This is a genomic window from Ursidibacter sp. B-7004-1 (assembly GCF_053654055.1).
On sequence record NZ_JBSIUP010000020.1, the window covers coordinates 29,134 to 43,606 of the forward strand.

11 protein-coding genes, 1 tRNA gene and 1 other RNA gene are annotated in these 14,473 nt (G+C 37.0%); 10 read left to right on the forward strand and 3 right to left on the reverse strand.

Annotated features, from left to right (window positions below; translation table 11 throughout):
* The first annotated feature begins 12 nt into the window (after positions 1-12).
* Positions 13-309, forward strand: coding sequence for an integration host factor subunit alpha (locus tag ACWIW0_RS07890; RefSeq protein ID WP_454447253.1), 297 nt, complete (start codon positions 13-15; stop codon positions 307-309).
* A gap of 54 nt (positions 310-363) precedes the next feature.
* Positions 364-879: an NlpC/P60 family protein gene (locus tag ACWIW0_RS07895; RefSeq protein ID WP_454452879.1), complete on the forward strand. Its 516-nt coding sequence runs from the start codon at positions 364-366 to the stop codon at positions 877-879.
* A 200-nt stretch (positions 880-1,079) separates the two neighbouring features.
* Here the strand turns inward: ACWIW0_RS07895 and mnmC are convergent, their stop codons facing one another.
* Positions 1,080-3,083, reverse strand: a complete 2,004-nt coding sequence (gene mnmC / locus ACWIW0_RS07900; RefSeq protein ID WP_454452880.1) for a bifunctional tRNA (5-methylaminomethyl-2-thiouridine)(34)-methyltransferase MnmD/FAD-dependent 5-carboxymethylaminomethyl-2-thiouridine(34) oxidoreductase MnmC — start codon at positions 3,081-3,083, stop codon at positions 1,080-1,082.
* A 283-nt stretch (positions 3,084-3,366) separates the two neighbouring features.
* On the opposite strand from mnmC, the gene purR reads away from it, so the two are divergent.
* Entirely contained in the window at positions 3,367-4,377 is a 1,011-nt protein-coding gene (gene purR, locus ACWIW0_RS07905; protein ID WP_454452881.1) for an HTH-type transcriptional repressor PurR, read from the forward strand.
* 11 nt (positions 4,378-4,388) lie between these two features.
* Positions 4,389-5,024, forward strand: coding sequence for a DedA family protein (locus ACWIW0_RS07910; protein ID WP_454452882.1), 636 nt, complete (start codon positions 4,389-4,391; stop codon positions 5,022-5,024).
* A 120-nt stretch (positions 5,025-5,144) separates the two neighbouring features.
* Here the strand turns inward: ACWIW0_RS07910 and ACWIW0_RS07915 are convergent.
* Together ACWIW0_RS07915 and apaH are read right to left on the reverse strand one after the other, a co-directional pair.
* Positions 5,145-5,221: transfer RNA gene (locus ACWIW0_RS07915), tRNA-Val, on the reverse strand.
* 90 nt (positions 5,222-5,311) lie between these two features.
* The gene (gene apaH / locus ACWIW0_RS07920; protein ID WP_454452883.1) at positions 5,312-6,127 is read right to left on the reverse strand and encodes a bis(5'-nucleosyl)-tetraphosphatase (symmetrical) ApaH; all 816 of its coding nucleotides are present in this window, start codon (positions 6,125-6,127) and stop codon (positions 5,312-5,314) included.
* A gap of 159 nt (positions 6,128-6,286) precedes the next feature.
* Here apaH and ACWIW0_RS07925 point away from each other — a divergent pair, with 159 nt between their 5' ends.
* From ACWIW0_RS07925 to ggt, 6 genes are all read left to right on the forward strand, one after another.
* A complete protein-coding gene (locus ACWIW0_RS07925; RefSeq protein WP_454452884.1) occupies positions 6,287-8,461 on the forward strand; it encodes a TonB-dependent hemoglobin/transferrin/lactoferrin family receptor in 2,175 nt (724 codons plus the stop codon).
* Between the two features lie 128 nt (positions 8,462-8,589).
* Positions 8,590-8,969, forward strand: an RNA gene (rnpB, locus tag ACWIW0_RS07930) — RNase P RNA component class A.
* A gap of 158 nt (positions 8,970-9,127) precedes the next feature.
* A complete protein-coding gene (locus ACWIW0_RS07935) occupies positions 9,128-9,688 on the forward strand; it encodes a DUF1007 family protein (protein WP_454452885.1) in 561 nt (186 codons plus the stop codon).
* Positions 9,679-10,662: a nickel/cobalt transporter gene (locus tag ACWIW0_RS07940; RefSeq protein ID WP_454452886.1), complete on the forward strand. Its 984-nt coding sequence runs from the start codon at positions 9,679-9,681 to the stop codon at positions 10,660-10,662. The genes ACWIW0_RS07935 and ACWIW0_RS07940 overlap by 10 nt, the downstream gene beginning before the upstream one ends.
* 102 nt (positions 10,663-10,764) lie before the next feature.
* A complete protein-coding gene (locus tag ACWIW0_RS07945; protein WP_454452887.1) occupies positions 10,765-12,207 on the forward strand; it encodes an alanine/glycine:cation symporter family protein in 1,443 nt (480 codons plus the stop codon).
* Between the two features lie 437 nt (positions 12,208-12,644).
* Positions 12,645-14,411, forward strand: a complete 1,767-nt coding sequence (gene ggt, locus ACWIW0_RS07950; RefSeq protein WP_454452888.1) for a gamma-glutamyltransferase — start codon at positions 12,645-12,647, stop codon at positions 14,409-14,411.
* The last annotated feature ends 62 nt before the right edge of the window (positions 14,412-14,473 follow it).

Below are 14,473 nucleotides of genomic sequence, written 5' to 3' on the forward strand. Positions count from 1 at the left end.
AAGGAGCATACTATGGCACTGACCAAAATTGAAATTGCAGAAAACCTTGTCGAAAACTGTGGGTTAGATAAACGCACTGCCAAAGAGTTTGTTGAGCAATTTTTTGAAGAAATCCGTCTTTCCCTTGAAAAAGGTGAAGAAGTAAAACTCTCTGGTTTTGGTAATTTCTCTGTTCGTGATAAAAAAGCACGTCCAGGAAGAAACCCTAAAACGGGTGAAGATGTCGCAGTTTCCGCAAGACGAGTGGTAGTATTTAAAGCTGGTCAGAAACTGCGTCAGCGAGTAGAAAGTGCCAAAGTTAAAAGCTAATATTTAGTAATTCAAAGGTATTTAATCACAAATGCCTTTTTAGAAGGAAATAAAATGGTTTTCTCTGTTAAGAAGACAACACTTATCAGTGCTGTGTGTTTCTCTCTATTCATTATTACAGGTTGTAGTAACTCAGATAGAATAAAACCAACGGCTTCTAAAATATACCGAAATACTCCCGGTAGCTTATCTGATCCAATTATTGCGATTAGTAGTTTAAGTGAACAACAACACCAATGGAAAGGTACTCGATATCGTTTAGGAGGGATATCTCGCGATGGTATTGACTGTTCAGGGTTTATGCAAGTTACTTTTCGCGATCTGTTTGGGATTGATTTGCCAAGAACTACATCTGAGCAAGCGAAAGAAGGGGATCGTATTTCAAAATCTGAATTACGCACTGGCGATTTAGTCTTTTTCAAAACAGGGAGAGGACCAAATGGAAAACATGTTGGTGTTTATGTAAAGAATGGTCAATTCTTACACGCTTCAACTAAGGGTGGTGTTATTTACTCTGATATGAATTCCCCTTACTGGTCTCGCACTTTCTGGCAAGCTCGTCGTTTATAATATTAAAAATATGAAGTAGATCACAAAGTTAGTAAAAAATCACTTGTTTTAAAAAATAGAATTTGAAAAATTGAATAACTTGACGTAGTCTATACAAACCAAAAACAAGTGTTGTGTTCAACAACCGATTTCATAAATTTGCTTTCCGAGTAGCCCCTAATATAGGGGCTTTTTTTCAAGATAGTCATCTCTTTCTTAAATTATTCTACTTTTCTCCCTTTTACTAACTGGCGTATCCAACTCCGATTCGGGCTAAGTGTGTGTAAAATATCTTGGCTTATCGGTAATGGCTCTTGGCAAATTTGACTTGCCAGTAATTCCCCTAATAGTGGTGCGGTAGTTAGCCCACGAGAGCCAAGCCCTCCAATTAAATAAAGGTTTGGGTAATTTTCTGCCTGTTCAATAGGCTCTTTACGGCGAAGTTGATTATACAGATTCTGAAATTGTCTTTTTTGTGTCGAAAAATCTGGTACAGAACCAACCATTGGCACTCGATCACGAAAAGCAGCCCGAATCCCAACTTTTCCTTTGTTTTCGGTACTGTCGATATTCAATGTCCAATCACAAGCGGTTAGATTTTGCTGAAGTTTTGCAATATTTTGCTGATGTTCAGCCAAACTAAATGCTATATCAGCATTATCTCGCAAATGACTCGCACCAATACAATGGGTTTGAGATGCAGATACTGGTGTGATGTAACCGTCATAACACACCACACATTTTAAGGTGCTTAATGCCGTATTGGTTGGCACTTGACTAACTTGTCCACGCACAGGATAAAGGGGAATTCCGTCTGTTTGTTTAAACGCTTTAAGCTGATGCCCATTCGCCAATACCACAACCGAATGGCGAAATACTTGCCCGCCTTGTTGCCATTGCCAACTGTTTTTCTGCCAAGTTAAATCTCTAACCTGATGATTTAAAACGAGATTTAACCCTTTAGTTTGTAAATAAGCAATGCCATTTTGTACTAGTTGAATAGGCGAGAGCCAGCCCCCTTGTTCAATAAAAGCTCCGCCATTTTGAACAGGCAAACCAATTTTTTCACTCAGCTGTTTTGCATCATAAAGCTGATAAAGGGAATGATCCCAATCTTGCTCAGCCATTTTAGCTAATTTTTGTGCTGTTTTTTCGTTATACGCATAGAGAGCCACACCTGTAAATTGGTGTTCGAATTCCACCGCTTGTGTAAGTTGTTTTAAGCGTTGCAAAGCATAATCAAAGCTATGCACATAAAAGCGAATATTCCGCTCATCATCATCACTTAATTGGGGATAAATTGCCCCTTGTTGATTACCTGACGCATTTTGAGCAACTTGTTCATCTTGGCAATATAGGGTAACTTTTTTACCTTTTTCTAATAGTGAATAGGCAAGAAATAAACTTGCCACGCCCCCACCAATAATAGCAATATCATCACACTCAACAGAATGATTGGCGTAAAAATAAGGATATTGTAAAGTGGTGTCTAGACTTTCCTGCGGTTTTTCACCCCATAACATTTCTCGTTTTTTACCAAAGCCCTTGCGTTTCTTCACATCAAAACCTACCGCTTGTAGCCCTTTCCTTACTGCACTTGAGGCAGTAAATGTCGCAAAACTCCCTCCATTTTGAGTTAAACGAAACATTGCTTGATATAACCCACTATTCCACATTTCTGGATTTTTATCTGGCGAAAAACCATCTAAAAACCAACAATCGACTAAACTATTATAACTATCGCCTAGTTGTTCCAAATTCTCCGCCATTTCACCAAACCAAATATCTAAATAGATCTGTTCAAAATGATAACGCTGACAACCAACTTGACGAGGTTGCCAATAAGCGGTCAGTTGCTGAGAGAATTTTGCAAACTGTGGATATAGTTGATGAATATCGCTTAATTGATTTGCCGTTAATGGAAATTTTTCAAAGGAAATAAAATAGAGCCGTTTTAATGGCGAATTAGGATATGTCTGCTGAAATTGTTGAAATTTTTCTGCAACAGCTAAAAAATTTAATCCTGTACCAAAGCCTGTTTCCGCAATGACAAATGCAGATCTTGTATGATCTTGCCATTTTTGCCAAAGTTGATTGCCTTCTTGAAAAACATAATAGCTCTCTGCCAATCCGTCTTGAGTAGAAAAATAAATATCGTCAAACTGTTCTGAAACGGGAGTTTGCGTTGCATTAAACGCCAAAGATGCAAAAGTAAGTTTAGCCATAAGTGAATAAAAAGAGATAAAAAGAAAGAGCGTCAAATGACGCTCTCATTGAAAAATTCCTAACTTAGAAAATATTAATTGCAAATGCTACGATCATACCTAAAGCAAGTGCAACTGCTAACATCGAATAACCAAAAGTACCCATACCATCTCCTTTCAAAATAATAAATAATCGTGCTATTTTAAAAGGATTTACTAAAAATGCAATGCAAGCGGTGATTTTGTTTTAGCATTTTGCAAAATTGGCTATAATAGCTCAATTTTTTATTGTGAGGAATTTTGAATGGCTACGATTAAAGATGTTGCCAAATTAGCAGGCGTGTCCACAACGACAGTCTCTCACGTGATCAATAAAACACGTTTTGTATCGGAAGATACCACAAAAATTGTTTGGCAAGCTGTTGCTGAATTAAATTATTCCCCAAGTGCCGTTGCCCGTAGTTTAAAGGTGAACACCACTAAATCAATCGGAATGATCATCACAACCAGTGAAGCCCCGTATTTCGCTGAAATTGTATTAGCTGTGGAAGAATATTGTTATCAGAAAGGCTATTCATTATTCCTCTGTAATACACAAAACCAGCCTGAAAAAATCCAAAACCATTTAGATATGTTAGTTAAAAAACGGGTTGATGGTATTTTAGTAATGTGTTCGGAATATACTGAAAATTCATTTGCACTCTTTAATGGTACAAATGTACCAATGGTGGTAATGGATTGGGGACCAAACGATGAGCAAAGTGATCGCATTCAAGACCATAGTTTTGATGGTGGTTATATGGCAACTCGCCATTTAATTGAAAATGGACATCGAGATATTGCGATTATCACTGGCGATCTATTTAAAACAACGGCTAAGGCTCGCTTTGATGGTTTTGTTAAAGCGATGACAGATGCAGGTTTGCTTATTCGAGACGAGTGGATTTGTGAAAATGATTTTGAACCCGAAGCAGGCTATGAAAGTATGAATAATTTACTTAAACAAGAAAAACTACCTACGGCTGTTGTTTGTGCTTGTGATGTCGTTGCTTTAGGGGCAATTTCTGCCATTACAGAAAAAGGGCTATCTGTACCGCAAGATATTTCTATTATTGGTTACGATAATATTCATAACTCACGATTCTATGCTCCGCCACTTACCACCATTCATCAATCTAAAACACGTTTAGGACAGATGGCATTAGATTTACTGCTTGAACGTATTCAACATAATGAACAAAGCCACGAACCTAAGGTCTTAGAATTTTATCCTGAACTCGTTGTGCGTAGTTCTGTCCGAAACTTAAATCAATAAGAGGAATTGTAATGGAATTACTAATTGAATTTTTTAGTAGCTACGGCTACTTTGCGGTATTTTTTGTACTGTTAATTTGTGGATTTGGTGTACCTATTCCTGAAGATATTACACTCGTATCAGGCGGTGTCATCTCTGGCTTAGGCTATACAAACGTACACTGGATGCTTGTTGTTAGTATGATTGGTGTATTAGTTGGCGATAGCACAATGTATTGGCTTGGGCGAATTTACGGTGAAAAGATCTTAAAATTCCCGCTTATTCGTAACATTGCAACCCCTGAACGTTTTGCAACAGTACAGGATCGCTTTGAAAAGGAAGGCTGGAAACTCTTATTTGTAGCCCGTTTTTTACCAGGGCTTCGAGCAGTGGTTTATTTAGTATCGGGCATTACTCGTAAAGTTACTTTTACTCGTTTTGTCTTGGTCGATTTCTTTGCTGCAATTATTTCTGTGCCAATTTGGGTCTATTTGGGCGACTTCGGAGCAAAAAATTTAGATTGGTTACATCGCCAAATTCAGAAAGGGCAAATGGCAATTTGGGTTATTTTAATCGTTGGTGGAATTTTTGTATTTTGGAAGTGGAAAAAAAGTCGTAAAGCCAAATCAGTAGATAATCAAACTCAACATACAGATAATCACTCCTAGCTATATTTGGGTGTAATTGGTAAATCGGCAACCATTTTATCCATTACACCTATTAATTTGATTTTATAAAGATATTCTAGAAATTTTAATTATATTAGGAGAGTATGTGTTTAAAAAAGATGGTGCGACTAGCTGGACTCGAACCAGTGACCCCCACCATGTCAAGGTGGTGCTCTAACCAACTGAGCTATAGTCGCATTCGGTAAGTAAAAACAGGGTTAATTCTAATGAAAAAAGTAAATTTAGGCAATAGCTTACCTTTTTATTTGCTTGTTTTTAATCCATATTTAGCGAGTTAGACGTGGTTGTGTATAGATAGCTTTATCTTCCCAACGTAAGATAGTGAGATGATTTCCCCAAACACAGCCTGTATCTAGGGCATAAATGTTTGGTGGCGTTGGATAACCAATTAAACTTGCCCAATGTCCGAAAATGATAGGATATTGCTGATAAAGCGGATTATCTAGCTCGAACCAAGGTTTTAATTCGCTAGGTGCTTGCTCAACAGGTAATTTACATTCAAAATCTAACCGCTTATCTGGATAACAAAAACGCATTCGAGTAAAAGCATTGATAATATAACGCCAGCGCGCTATCCCTGTTAAATCATCGTTCCAGCTATCTGGTTGGCTGTCATACATTTGAGTGAGAAGCTCAATATAATCTTTACTCTTTAATATATTTTCGACTTCATTAGCACAAGCAAAAGTAGTTTTAAGATCCCATTCAGGACTAATCCCTGCGTGAGCAAGAATAAATTGATGAGTTGAGTGTTGAGCGACAAGCGGTCGGTTACGCAACCAATTTTGCAATTCTTCACGATCTTCAGCCATAAAAATGGCATCGACTTTATCTTTAGGTTTTACTTTTTTAATACCTTGTAAAGTCGCCAGTAAATGCAGATCGTGGTTGCCTAATACTACTGTTGCTTTTTCACCCAAATCTTTCACAAATCGCAAACAAGCAAGAGAATTTTCACCACGAGCAACCAGATCGCCTGTTAGCCATAATTCATCGTGAGTGGGATTAAAATCAACTTTTTTTAGTAACGCTTGAAATTCATCAAAACAACCGTGTAGATCACCAATAAGATAAGTTGCCATAGTGTTAAATCGAAAATAGAGAATAGTGTGGGATATTGTAGGCAACAAGCGGCAAGATAGATAGAAAAATTTGAAAAATTTATAAAGATAACATTGCAATTTACCTGAATTTAAATAAGAATAGTTATCGTTTATTTGTTTTAAAAGGAAGAGTTCAAAATGATGTTAAGAAAAAAACAAATTGCTATTTTTATCGCTTCGGCTTTCGCTGTAAATAATGTTGTTGCAGAGCAAACAGCAGTATTACCTGAAATCAAAGTTACTGAGAGTATTGTAGATACAGGAATCACTAATACCCTGATCAACAAAAAAGATATTCAGCGTAAACAGCCAAATGATCTTAAAGCTTTATTTGCCAACCAACTTGATTCTCAAGTCAATGATTTACAAAATAGCCGCTCTGGTAATGATGGTGTGAATATTAGAGGATTACAAGGTAATCGCGTTGCAATGAACATTGATGGTGTTCCACTTCCTGAAACTCAAGAGAACAAATTATTTGTTTCACTCGGACAAGATTTTGGAGCAGGGAATAGTGTTGAACCAACATCACTACGTTCTGCAACAGTACAACATAGTGGTTCTTTCCAATCATTGTCAGGCAGTGTCAGTTTTGCAACATTAGAGCCTACTGATGTTATTCAGTCGGGTAATGTTGGTGGCTTCGTAGCGACAGGTTACGATAGTTCAGACAAATCTATTTATGGCACTGTTGCAGGTGCTGCTAAAAATGAAAATTATCAAGGACTTGTATTAACCACTGCTCGGTGGGGAAATGAAAAAGGTAATCGAGGTGAAGTAGGTGGAGAAGGTGGTGATCGTACCAAGCCTAATCCTGCAGATTACAAAAATAGTTATGTTCTAGTTAAAAACGCTTACCGTTTGAATGATGAAAATCAATTAAAACTCACTTTTGAACATCAACAAAAAATCAAAGATACTTCCCTATTATCTAATAATGGTTCTTCTATTGATAGATCGACAGGTGAGCAAATTTCAGGTTTCACTGAAGATAAAACTCGCCGTTCTAGAATATCTCTCGGACATCAATATCAAAACGATAAAGGTTTTATTAACAGCATAGATAATAATATTTATTATCAAAATGCTATTACGCAAAATTATCGTGAACGTAGTTCTATTCGCTCTTCTCGTATTGAAAATGGCAAATATAGCAATAAAAACCTTGGAATAAGTTCTAATTTCACCAGTTTAGTTGATGCAACTATTCCAAATGCAATTCGTTATGGATTTGCTTATCACTATTCTCATATAAAAAGTGATTTAGTTTGTTCAAGTTGTTCAAGAGCATTAACTTTTGATCCTGCTGCAGACACAAAACAATCTAAAACACATCTATATATTGAAGATGAAATTGCATTAAATAACTTCACAATCACTCCACATTTAGGCGTATTACATTATCGTGTAAGCCCGTCTAAATCAGGCTATATTCAAGCAGCAACAGAACATACGGAGGTAAAAGCACAGAAACATACTGTATTCTTGCCAAAACTCACTCTGGCTTGGAAAATGAACGATACATTCCAACCATATTTCCAATATTCACGAGGCGTTAAAACACCATCTGCCCAACAATTAACCTCATCTTTTGGTAATACTGTTGCAGTTGGTGGACGTGTTGTTCATCAATATGCGGTGGTCGGTAATGGAAATTTACGTCCTGAAACAGCAGATAACTTTAGTTTAGGTGTGAAAGGTAAATCAGACAATATTCAATATCACATTGTGGGCTACTACAATAAATATCGTAACTTTATTGATTGGGTATCTAGTAAGGCTGGTAACTTTAACCCATTTATCCAATATCATAATTTAGATAAAGCTCGTATTTATGGGATTACCGCAGATGCTAAATGGTCTTGGAATAACTTCTTTATTTCAGGTGGAGTTGCTTATGCGAAAGGTAAATCGGAACAGCAAGAGAAAAAATCACCAATCAATACCATTCAGCCTTTAAAATTAAAAACAGGTTTGGGTTATGAAGCTGAACAATTTGGTGCCGATATTCAACTCACTCATATTAGAGCGAAATCGGATAAAGATATTAATGGTAGTATTTATAATCCAACCCGTTCGGTTAATCTTGTTGATCTAGGTGCTTACTGGAAACCAGTTAAAAATTTAACTTTCTCTGCGAATGTGAATAACGTTTTCAATAAAAAATACTGGAATTGGTCTGATATTTCATATTTTGCAGTTCAAAGTTCTTCTGAATCAGCAGATCGTACAGCAACTTTAAATAGACAAAATGCGGATACTTATTCAGCACTAGGTCGTAATTTTAACATTGGTGTACGTTATGAATTTTAAGTAGACAAAATGTTGAGTATAAAATACTAAAGTGTTTTTAAATTTAAAGCGGACATTTCATCCGCTTTTTTCATTTATAAGCGGTGATTTCTTGGCAATGTTTTGCAAATCCGCTATACTCTCCCCCCTGAGTTGGTTAGACAATCGCTGGTTTATTGAAGCCCTCAAATTCGTGAATGCGTAAACTAGGGGACAAGTAAACGAGAGGAAAGTCCGAGCTACACAGGGCAGAGTGCCAGATAACGTCTGGGAGGCGTGAGCCTACGACAAGTGCAACAGAGAGCAGACCGCCAGTTTCGGCTGGTAAGGGTGAAAGGGTGCGGTAAGAGCGCACCGCGTAACTGGCAACAGCTTACGGCAAGGTAAACTCCACTCGTAGCAAGACCAAATAGGAATCCAACGAGTTGCCCGCTTGGGATTCGGGTAGGTTGCTTGAGCGTATATGCGAATATACGCCTAGAGGAATGATTGTCCACGACAGAACTCGGCTTATCGACCAACTCATCTAATTTTTTGAGAAGCGAGCAGAACTTTCTGCTCGCTTTTTTGTATATAACTTATCTAGTTTTATAAATGGGCTGTTATTTAATGAATAAATTTATTATCGGACTACTTTTTAGCTTGTTCAGCATTTCTACTCTTGCACACCCTCACTCTTTTTTAGATATGAAAAACAAGGTTTTGATTAAAGGAGATAAATTAACAGGTTTTGAAATGAGCTGGATATTAGATGAAATTACCTCTGCTGAACTTATCTACGAAGTCAAATCTGCCGAAGATCCGAAAGCTGCACTGAATAAAATTACCGAAGAACTCAATATTTCAGCGATTCAATCTCACTATTTTAGTGAACTTTATACTGAGAACAATGAGCCGATCAAATTTAAAGCTAAACCCGTAAATCCTCGTGCTGAAATTAAAGATAATCGCTTAGTTTACCATTTTGAATTAGCACTGGCACAACCTCAAACCGTAAAAGGAAAATCATTTAAACTCTTTACCTTTGAGCCAAGCTATTACCTCTATATGGGGTATGAAAAAGCGAGTGATGTTACCGCCACAGAACAGCATTTATGCCAAGTATCAATGGTAGAACCGACAGTAAATCAATCACTTAGACTTTATGCCTCTAAATTGGATAAAACCGAAACACCAGATATGCCATCAGATCGGAGTTTATCTCTTGGGGCACAATTTGCACAAAAAGTGAGTATTGTATGTCAGTAAAAATGCAACATTGGGGCTGGATAGCGGTCGGTTTATCACTGATTTTTGCAACTTACTTCGCTTACCCTTACCTACTTTGGGAAGTGGCTGAATGGCAAAAAATCTTTAATCTTGAATTATCCAATGCCTTAAAAACTATTCAGCAAGCTCCACAACAAGCGGGTTTGAGTTTAATGCTAATTAGTTTTTTATACGGAATATTTCACGCTGTTGGCCCTGGACACGGTAAATTTATTTTAACCAGTTATCTCTCATTAGAAAAAACTAAGCTCCCACAAACTATGCGAGTGACCTTACTCTCTGCTCTTGTACAAGGTTTAGTCGCAGTCGTGTTGGTGACTATTTTAGTGGTTATATTTACCCTTTCTCGTAGCTATTTTAATGTCACGTTAAAATGGGTGGAACGGGGTAGCTTTCTGTTGATGATCTTATTTGGTAGCTATTGGTTGTGGCAAAGCCTACGCCCTATTTTGCAAAAAAAACAACCAAAAAAACCGCTTATTATTCGTAAACTTCAGCCTTTACCTTCTTCTAATTCACGTCTAGCCTCAATACATCAGCATTCTGAAAACTGTGGTTGCGGACATAAACATCTCCCTTCAGCCAAAGAAATGGATAATATTCAAGATTGGAGATCAATGTGGCTTGTTGTATTTAGTATTGGATTACGCCCCTGCTCTGGTGCAATTCTAGTGCTTTTCTTAGCCTACACTTTAGACTTGTATCTTTGGGGCGTTGCCTCTGCAATGATGATGGCTGTCGGCACTGCCCTAACCCTTAGCTGTTTTGCTTGCTTAGTGTTATTTGCTCGAAATAAGGCAGTACAAACAAGCCGTTGGTATCTTTCAGTACAGCAGAGTAAACAGTTAGTTCTTACCTTAAAATTACTAATGGGATTACTACTTATTGGGTTAGGTGTAATGCTCTTTCACAGTAGTTTTATTGAAACAAGTACTATCTTATTTAAGAGGTAGCATAAATCGTTTTAATTACTCGCATAAAAAAACTTTTCAAATGCTATAAAAAGATTAAAATACCGCCTTTCTTTTTCTTAACTTATAGAAGGTCTTTAATTTATGGAAAGCATTGTTGCTATCTTTGAAAATACATTAAAGTGGATCGTTGAGAATATTGATGGTCCACTTTGGGATATTACCGTTCTTACACTTTTAGGTACGGGTTTGTTTTTCACAATTTCTACGGGTCTAGTTCAACTACGTTTACTTCCACAAAGTTTGCGTGAAATGTGGTTTGGGCGTGCATCAAGTGGTGATTCTTTAACTCCCTTTCAAGCGTTTGCCACTGGCTTAGCAAGCCGTGTAGGGGTTGGTAACATCGGTGGTGTTGCAACTGCTATCGCATTAGGTGGTCCTGGTGCAGTATTTTGGATGTGGATCACTGCCTTAATTGGTATGAGTAGTGCCTTTGCAGAATCTTCTCTCGCACAGGTATATAAAATTCGTGATCCAAATGGAATGTTTCGTGGTGGCCCTTCTTACTATATTTCTCGTGGTTTAAAAGCACCTTGGTTGGCTGTTGCTTTTGCCATCACATTAATATTTACTTTTGGCTTCGCATTCAATGCTGTACAAGCGAACTCCATTGTTGAAGCAACAAAAAATGCGTGGAAATGGGATGCAAATTACGTTGGGATTGTCTTAGTAATTGTTACCGCTGCGATTATCTTTGGTGGCGTAAAACGTATCGGTCAAGTGTCTGCACGAGTTGTGCCTATGATGGCGTTATTCTATCTAATTATGGCGGTTATCATTCTTGGAATGAATATTGAAAAAGTCCCTGCGGTATTATCTAACATCATTAGTAGTGCCTTTGATTTTTCTGCGATGGCAGGCGGTATGTTTGGTGCATTATTCTCTCAAGCAATGCTAATGGGAATTAAACGTGGTCTATTCTCAAATGAAGCAGGTATGGGATCTGCGCCAAACTCGGCAGCAACATCTGATGCAAAACACCCTGCAAGCCAAGGCTTAATTCAAATGTTAGGGGTTTTTGTTGATACTATCGTTGTATGTACTTGTACTGCGATCATTATTTTAATGTCAAATGATTATGGTAGCGAAACATTGCGTGGCGTATCTTTAACGCAAAAAGCATTAGAATTCCACGTTGGTGAATTTGGTTTACACTTCCTTGCCTTTATTTTATTACTCTTCTGCTACACTTCGATTATTGGTAACTACGCTTATGCAGAAAGCAATATCCGCTATATTCGTAATAAACCAGGTTTTGTATTGGCATTCCGCCTATTAGTATTATTCTTTGTGTACTTTGGTGCAGTGAGAGATGGCGGTATTGTATGGGCATTTGCAGATACAGTAATGGCATCAATGGCGATGATTAACTTAATTGCAATCGTATTGCTTGCACCGATTGTGTGGCTCGTCTTAAAAGACTACCAAAAACAGATTAAAGCAGGTAAAGAACCTGTCTTTAACATTGAAGACCACCCTGAGTTAATCAAACGTGGTGTAGATCCAACAGTTTGGAAACAAAACTAAGCGGTTAGATCTATCATAAAATTTACAAATAATATGGGGGATTGGAATATCCCCATATCAAAGTAAAGATAATCTCTAATTTGCAAATAAAATCCAATGACACTAAATTATGGAAGTTTAATTATTTAGATCCTTTACTTAAGCAGTTTTGCTAGGAATAAGAAAATACACAGACAACAAAACAGTAAGACAAATTTCATTGCATAGCCTATTGGAACTTAGACATTAAAATCCCCCATTTAATATCTCGTATCCACTTTATTAATGTTGAACTTAAATTCTTTTCAGCCACAATTTATTTTCCCATTCAATAACATATCTATTAGTTTATTTTTCTAAAACTCACTTAAAAAGTTAAATTTGTTAAAAAAATGTTTCAATTTTATATTATTTATGCATAATAAAAGTTATTCTATTGACTAATAAGGAGCATAGTTATGTTTAAAATAATCATAAAAAAACACTTTTTACTCAACAGTTTGATTGCTGCATTAGCCTTGCCTCTATCCATTGAGTCACCTGCTAATACTCAATTATCTATGACACAAATTGCAGCACAACGTTATGATAGTAGTAAAGATATTTTCCATCCTGTCTATGGCAAACATGGCATGGTTGCTTCTGAACAAGAACTTGCAACACAAATAGGCGTAGATATTTTAAAACAAGGTGGGAATGCTATTGATGCTGCCATTGCAGTGGGATTCGCTTTGGCAGTCGTATTACCTAATGCAGGAAATATCGGTGGTGGTGGCTTTATGGTTCTACATGATGCTAAAAGTAATAACAACTTTACCGTTGATTTTCGTGAAATGGCACCAAACAAGGCAACTCGAGATATGTATCTTGATAACAATGGCAATATTATAGATGGTAAGTCGCTTTATACCCATTTTTCTGTTGGTGTTCCAGGAACTGTTGCAGGGATGGAATATGCCTTGAACAAATGGGGAAGTTTACCACTAGAAAAAATTCTAGAACCATCTATTAAGCTCGCAGAAGACGGCTTTGTTGTGAGTAATACACTAGCAAATACCTTAAAAAGCGAAACAGAAACATTGGGTAAATGGGAAAGTAGTAAAAAAATCTTTTTCAAAGATGGAAGACCTTTAATAGCTGGAGAGCTATTAGTTCAAAAGGATCTGGCAAATACATTACGTCAAATTGCAAAGGAAGGTTCCAAAGCATTTTATGAAGGAGATATTGCTAAAAAAATTGTTGCCGAAATGGAAAAACATAATGGTCTAATCACATTGGAAGATATGAAAGGCTATCAAGCTATTGAACGAGAACCTATTATAGGCGACTATCGTGGATACAAAATTGTAACAATGCCACCACCAAGTTCTGGTGGAATTCACTTAGTACAAATTCTCAATATGTTAGAAAACTATCCATTAAATGAATTTGGTTCCAATAGTGCGAAAACTATTCACTATCTCGCCGAAACAATGAAACTAGCTTATGCAGATCGCTCTGAATATTTAGGTGATCCTGATTTTGTTAAAGTACCAGCCAAAGGGCTAACATCTAAAGAATATGCAAAATCACTCATCCAAGACATTGATGAAGAAAAAGCCCGCGTAGCTGCTGACATCAAACCTGGTAAACCACAGTCTTATGAAAGTGATCAAACAACCCATTATTCCGTAATGGATAAAGAAGGTAATGCAGTTGCGGTAACTTATACATTAAATCTTAATTTTGGTAGTGGCATTGTTGCAGAAGGTACAGGCATTCTCCTGAATAATGAAATGGATGACTTCTCTTCAAAACCAGGTGTTGCAAATGCATTTGGTTTAATTGGAGGGAATGCTAACGCTATTGAAGGAAAAAAACGCCCTCTATCTTCTATGACACCAACCTTAGTACTGAAAAAAGATAAACCTTGGCTAGTGACTGGTAGCCCTGGTGGTGCTCGAATCATTACTACTGTATTACAAAGTATTTTAAATACAGTAGATCATGGTATGAATCCTGCTGAAGCTATTGTTACACACCGAGTACACCACCAATGGTTACCCGATGAATTACGTATTGAGGAAGGATTAAGCCCAGATACTCTCAAACTATTGGAACAAAAAGGTCATAAAATTAGCGTAAAATCACCTATGGGACGAATCCAAATTATTCAAGCAAAAGAAGACGGATTTTATGGTTATTCAGACCCTCGTAATCCAGATGGTAAAACTATTGGTTTCTAATATCTAGTTATAAAAATTGGATATTATTTAATACGCTATTTATGTTCTGATTTTTACTAATA

Coding starts and splice junctions, on each gene's coding strand:
- ACWIW0_RS07895 (WP_454452879.1), top strand. CDS start 364: ATGGTTTTCTCTGTTAAGAAGACAACACTTATCAGTGCTGTGTGTTTC.
- ACWIW0_RS07890 (WP_454447253.1), top strand. CDS start 13: ATGGCACTGACCAAAATTGAAATTGCAGAAAACCTTGTCGAAAACTGT.
- ggt (WP_454452888.1), top strand. CDS start 12,645: ATGTTTAAAATAATCATAAAAAAACACTTTTTACTCAACAGTTTGATT.
- ACWIW0_RS07940 (WP_454452886.1), top strand. CDS start 9,679: ATGTCAGTAAAAATGCAACATTGGGGCTGGATAGCGGTCGGTTTATCA.
- apaH (WP_454452883.1), bottom strand. CDS start 6,127: ATGGCAACTTATCTTATTGGTGATCTACACGGTTGTTTTGATGAATTT.
- ACWIW0_RS07925 (WP_454452884.1), top strand. CDS start 6,287: ATGATGTTAAGAAAAAAACAAATTGCTATTTTTATCGCTTCGGCTTTC.
- ACWIW0_RS07935 (WP_454452885.1), top strand. CDS start 9,128: ATGAAAAACAAGGTTTTGATTAAAGGAGATAAATTAACAGGTTTTGAA.
- mnmC (WP_454452880.1), bottom strand. CDS start 3,083: ATGGCTAAACTTACTTTTGCATCTTTGGCGTTTAATGCAACGCAAACT.
- ACWIW0_RS07910 (WP_454452882.1), top strand. CDS start 4,389: ATGGAATTACTAATTGAATTTTTTAGTAGCTACGGCTACTTTGCGGTA.
- ACWIW0_RS07945 (WP_454452887.1), top strand. CDS start 10,765: ATGGAAAGCATTGTTGCTATCTTTGAAAATACATTAAAGTGGATCGTT.
- purR (WP_454452881.1), top strand. CDS start 3,367: ATGGCTACGATTAAAGATGTTGCCAAATTAGCAGGCGTGTCCACAACG.